4 protein-coding genes and 1 pseudogene are annotated in these 4,855 nt (G+C 55.3%); all 5 read left to right on the top strand.

Annotation, left to right across the window (positions count from 1 at the left end; all coding sequences use genetic code 11):
* The first annotated feature begins 19 nt into the window (after positions 1–19).
* Positions 20–1,297, top strand: a pseudogene (locus Q0L39_RS10715) (glycoside-pentoside-hexuronide (GPH):cation symporter).
* A 573-nt stretch (positions 1,298–1,870) separates the two neighbouring features.
* Positions 1,871–2,587 (top strand): TVP38/TMEM64 family protein, encoded by a 717-nt coding sequence (locus tag Q0L39_RS10710; protein WP_296629073.1) that lies wholly within the window; start codon positions 1,871–1,873, stop codon positions 2,585–2,587.
* A gap of 1 nt (position 2,588) precedes the next feature.
* A complete protein-coding gene (locus Q0L39_RS10705) occupies positions 2,589–3,290 on the top strand; it encodes a TVP38/TMEM64 family protein (protein WP_296629071.1) in 702 nt (233 codons plus the stop codon).
* Positions 3,290–3,949 (top strand): TIGR04282 family arsenosugar biosynthesis glycosyltransferase, encoded by a 660-nt coding sequence (locus Q0L39_RS10700; RefSeq protein ID WP_296629069.1) that lies wholly within the window; start codon positions 3,290–3,292, stop codon positions 3,947–3,949. Before Q0L39_RS10705 ends, Q0L39_RS10700 begins: the two co-directional genes overlap by 1 nt.
* Before the next feature lie 18 nt (positions 3,950–3,967).
* Positions 3,968–4,855 (top strand): aminoglycoside phosphotransferase family protein (locus tag Q0L39_RS10695; RefSeq protein WP_296629067.1); only part of this gene is annotated, 888 nt, incomplete at its 3' end.

Raw genomic sequence — 4,855 nt, 5'->3', positions numbered from 1 at the left:
GCTGCTGGTCTATCTGACCATGGTGTTCATGCTGTACTTTTATACCGATGTCATCGGCATCAGCAGTGGCGTTGCTGTGACCATCATTCTGATCGCCAAGATCTGGGACATCATCAATGACCCGATGATGGGCGCCATCGTCGACAGAACCCGCTCCTAAGAGGGCAAGTGCAGAGTATGGCTCAAATACTTCTCGGTGCCAGCCGGTGTGATCGTCGCCCTGTGCTTTATGATGCCGGAGCTGACCATGACCGGAAAGATCATCTGGGTAGCGGTGACCTATACCTTGCAGGGTATGGCAAGCACCGCACTGCTCATCCCGCTCAATACCCTGATGGGCCGTCTGTCCAGCGATAAACAGCAGCGCGCCCACCTCAACCAGATCGCCGGCTTCTATGGCACAGCTGCCGGCTGGATTGTTCCAGCGGCGACGCTGCCGATGGTGTCGGTGTTCGGCGGCGAGGATATGCAGAAGGGTTTTCTGTATGTCGGCATCCTCTACGGTGTCCTGTATGCACTGTGCCATCTGGTTGTGTTCTGGGGAACGGAATATCTGACCGAGGCAGGCGGAGCAAACAGCGTCGAGAAGGCGCCTGGTTTGGGAGAAGTGCTCAAAGCGCTGCTGAAGAATAAGGTCTGGCTGTTCTGCATCGGACTGTACTTCTTCGACGTCGTTGGTTCGTCGATCGAAAGCTCGGCGCAGACCTACTATTTCCAGTATAACCTCGGCAACGTCAACCTTCTGGCGACCTATTCCACCGTTGCCACCGTCACCGGCGTGCTGGTTTATGCGGTGCTCAGCTGGTTTACCAAACACTTTGGCAATGCAGGAACCGCTTCGCTCGGCTGTCTGATGTCGATGGTCGGCTACGGCATCCGTTTCCTGCTGCACGACATGAATGTATGGGTGATGATCGTCGGCTGGACCTTCAGCACCGTCGGCGTCGGATTGGTCGGCGCGACCATCGTGCTCAACATCTTTGACGCCAAGGTCTACGGCGAGTGGAAAACCGGCGTCAACAACGAGGCAATCCTGATGTCCGGCTTTTCGGTGTCCTATAAGGTGGGCATGGCACTGGGCGGACCGATCGCAGGCTATCTGCTGATGCTGGTTCCGTATGTGCCAAAGGCTGCCGAACAGGCCGAGAGCGTAAAACAGCTGTTCTTTGTCGAGAATACCCTGCTGCCGTGCGTCGGATTTCTCATTGCACTGGTCTTTAGCCTGATGATCCGCAAGTATGAGAAGATGCTTCCGCAGATGCGTGCAGAGATCGAGGCCAGAAAGAAAGAGGCTTAAACAGTACAACTCCGTTTTCTATACACAACAACAAGCAACAGAGCCGCCGCTTTTTAAAAAGCGGCGGCTCTGTTGCTGTCTGCCAAGATCCTGTTTTGAAAAAACGATACACTTCTTTCCTTATTATATAGCTAAACTTCCAAACCGGCCGCTGTCCTCCAATTCTCAGGAAAAATCCCGCGGCAAAATCCGACAGATTGCACAAATTGCACAAATTGCATCGCCGCCGTTCCAGACCTTTCCTCGGCAGAAATCGGCCCGCCGGAGCAGCATCGCCGGTGACAGTATCAATCATACATTCATTCTGCGTGAAAAATAGGAAGGATTTCCTGTATGGTGCGAGGAGAAATCCGCCATCTTTTTATATTCATGTAAGAATAACCGCGCTTTGTTGAAGAATCAGCCTGCAAACAGGAATCATGAAGCCCAAAAGGTCAAGATTGTCAAGAGAAAAACATATAAAAAATATTCATCCGTCTTTGTACTTGAATAGAAAATAACAATTTGCTATTCAAATCGAACTGTGTCAATATATAGGGAAGAAAGACAACCTGTGCAAAAGGGGCGGATATTATGAACAACAAAAAATCCAAAAGAATACAGCAGATCGTGGTGCTGGTGCTGATCGCAGCGGCGGTTGCCAGCTACTTTTTGGTCGAGCCGGTCAAAACCAGCATGGACAAGGTCTTTGCCATGTTTGCCAGCGGCGACTTTGCGGTGGTCAAAGACTTTGTCGAGTCCTACGGCCCGTATGCGATGGCGGTGTCTGCCATCCTGATGATCTTCCAGTCGCTGATGGCGCCGCTGCCGGCGTTTCTCATCACCTTTGCCAATGCAAACCTCTTTGGCTGGTGGCAGGGAGCCATCCTCTCGTGGAGCAGCGCGATGGCGGGCGCGGCGCTGTGCTTCTGGCTTGCCAAGCTGCTGGGACGCGACGTGGTCGAGAAGATTACCACCAAGACCGGTCTGGAACAGATCGACGTCTTTTTCGAAAAGTACGGCAAACAGAGCGTGCTGATTGCGCGTCTGCTGCCGTTCATGTCGTTTGACGTGGTCAGCTATGCGGCGGGACTGACCTCGATGAAGTTCTGGCCGTTCTTCATCGCCACCGGCATCGGTCAGCTGCCAGCCACCATCGTCTACTCCTATGTGGGCGGCATGCTCACCGGCGGCGCACAGCTGCTGGTGACCGGACTGCTGATTCTGTTTGCGCTGTCGGTGCTGATCGTCATGCTGCGCCAGATCTTCAATGCAAGACAGAAGGCAAAATCCGCCTCGAAAGAGCGATAAGATGAAAAAAGCAAAGCTCATTGTCTTTGTGCTGCTCATTGCGGCGATCCTGATTCTGGACCGCCGCTTTGGCTGGTCGGAGTATCTTGGCAATCTCGAGAACCTCTCCTTCCTGCGGGAGCTGGTGCAGCAAAACCTCTGGCAGGCGATGCTGTGGTATGTCCTCCTCACGGTGGTGGGATGCGTCGTGCTGGCGCTGCCAGGAGCTACCTTCGCGCTGTTTGCTGGAATGCTGTTTGGACCGTGGCTGGGCATCCTGCTCTGCCTGATTGCCACGACCTTGGGCGCGTGCGCCGCCTTTGTGGTGGGACGATTTTTCCTGCGCGATTCGCTCAAGCCGCTCGCCGAGAAAAATCCCTACCTTAAAAAGCTTCTGTTTGAGCAGAACAGCAACAGCGAGACGGTCGTGCTGATGATCACCCGACTGGTTCCGTTGTTCCCGTATAATCTGCAAAATTTTGCCTATGGGATTACCGATATCCATTTTTGGAAATATACTATCTGTACGTTTGTATTCATGCTCCCTGGCGTCTCGTTTTTCACCATCGGCGCGGCGGGCATCACCGCCACCGAAGGCCGCGTCTGGTACTTTGTCGCGGCAGGCGTGCTGTTTGTGCTGGTCATGCTGCTGGGCATCGCCGTCAAACGGCACTATCTGGGAAAGGACGCAGGGAAGAAAGAAAGGGGAGACAAGGTTTCCTGATGAAACAGGCGCTGATATTGTTTACCCGCGTCCCTGTGCAGGGAAAAACCAAGACAAGACTTCAAGCGGCCTTGACGCCGGCACAGTGCGTCGAGGCTCATTGTGCCTTTTTGCAGGATTTGTTTGCCGCCTGCAACGACCCGCGCTGGGATTTGCTGGTTTTTTATGGACAGGAAGGTCCGCTGTCGATCCTGCAGGAGCTGCTGCCGGACCAACGGCAGTTTTTTCCACAACAGGGGAATAGTCTTGGGGAAAAGATGGACAACGCCATCGCACAAACGCTGGCGATGGGCTATGACCGCTGTGTGCTGGTGGGCGCCGACCTGCCACAGCTTCATCGCGGCATCATTGCCGCAGCGATGCAGTCGCTCGACCAAAGTCCGTTGGTGCTCGGTCCCACGGTGGACGGAGGTTACTATCTGATTGGAAGCAGGATGCGCTGCTCCTTTGTCTTTGCAGGCCAGTCCTACGGCGACAACACCGTCTTTGAACAGACGATGGCTGCCATCAAAGCCGCCGGATACTGCTGCCGGACGGTGCAGCCGCTGCATGATGTGGATTCGCCGCAGGACCTGCGCGCGCTGGCAGACCGGCTGCGGCAGCAACCGGCGGCCTGTGCGCACAGCCGGCAGTTTTTGCGCCGGCTAGGGTGGATGTAACACAGAGGGGGAGACAGGATGAGCTTAAACACACAACAACTTCGCGCCGTAACAAACTTTCGCTTCCAGCAGGAGCTGGGCATTCCCGAATCGGCACAGCTGTCCTTTTCGATGCTGGGACAGGGAGAATATAACATCAACTATCTGTTCACCCATCCGGTGACCGGACAAAAGCTGGTGCTGCGCAAAAACACCGGCAGCCAGATGCACCTGTCCGACCAGATCGGCTACGAGTACCACGCGCTCTGGCTGCTCAGGCGCAGCGGACGCACGCCGCAGCCTTATTTTGTGGACAGCCAGCACCAGATGCTGGTGATGGAATATCTGCCAGGACGCGCACTTGATTACCGCACCGACCTGAGGCTGGCAGCAGAGTGTCTGGCACAGATTCACGCCGTGCCGGTTTCATCCGACTGCCGCCTGCTGCGCCCACAGGACCCTGTGCAGGCGATGCTCAATGAATGTCGGCAGATGGCGGGAGTCTATCTGCGCTCCCAGCAGGCGCCGATGAAAACAAAACAGCAGCTGGTACGGCTGCTGGACGCGGCAGAAAAGCGCCGCCGCACCCAGCAGGAGATGCCGCGGTGCATCATCAATACCGAGCTAAACTCCGGCAACTTTCTCATCAATGGCGCAGGAAAGCCAAACTACCTCATCGACTGGGAAAAGCCGCTCATCGGAGAGGCGGCGCAGGACTTGGGCCATTTTCTGGCGCCGACCACGACCTACTGGAAAACCGACGTGCGGCTGAGTAAGGAAGAAAAGATGCAGTTTCTGCGCGACTACCACACAGCCAGCGGCAGAAAGAACGACTTTGACCAGCTGCAAAGCCGGACGGCGATGTACGAAACGATGACCTGCCTGCGCGGAATCAGCTGGTGCGCGATGGCATGGGTGGAATATCAG

Source organism: uncultured Negativibacillus sp., assembly GCF_944388365.1.
Lineage (GTDB): Bacteria > Bacillota > Clostridia > Oscillospirales > Ruminococcaceae > Negativibacillus.
This window is presented reverse-complemented; position numbering and strand designations above follow the sequence as displayed.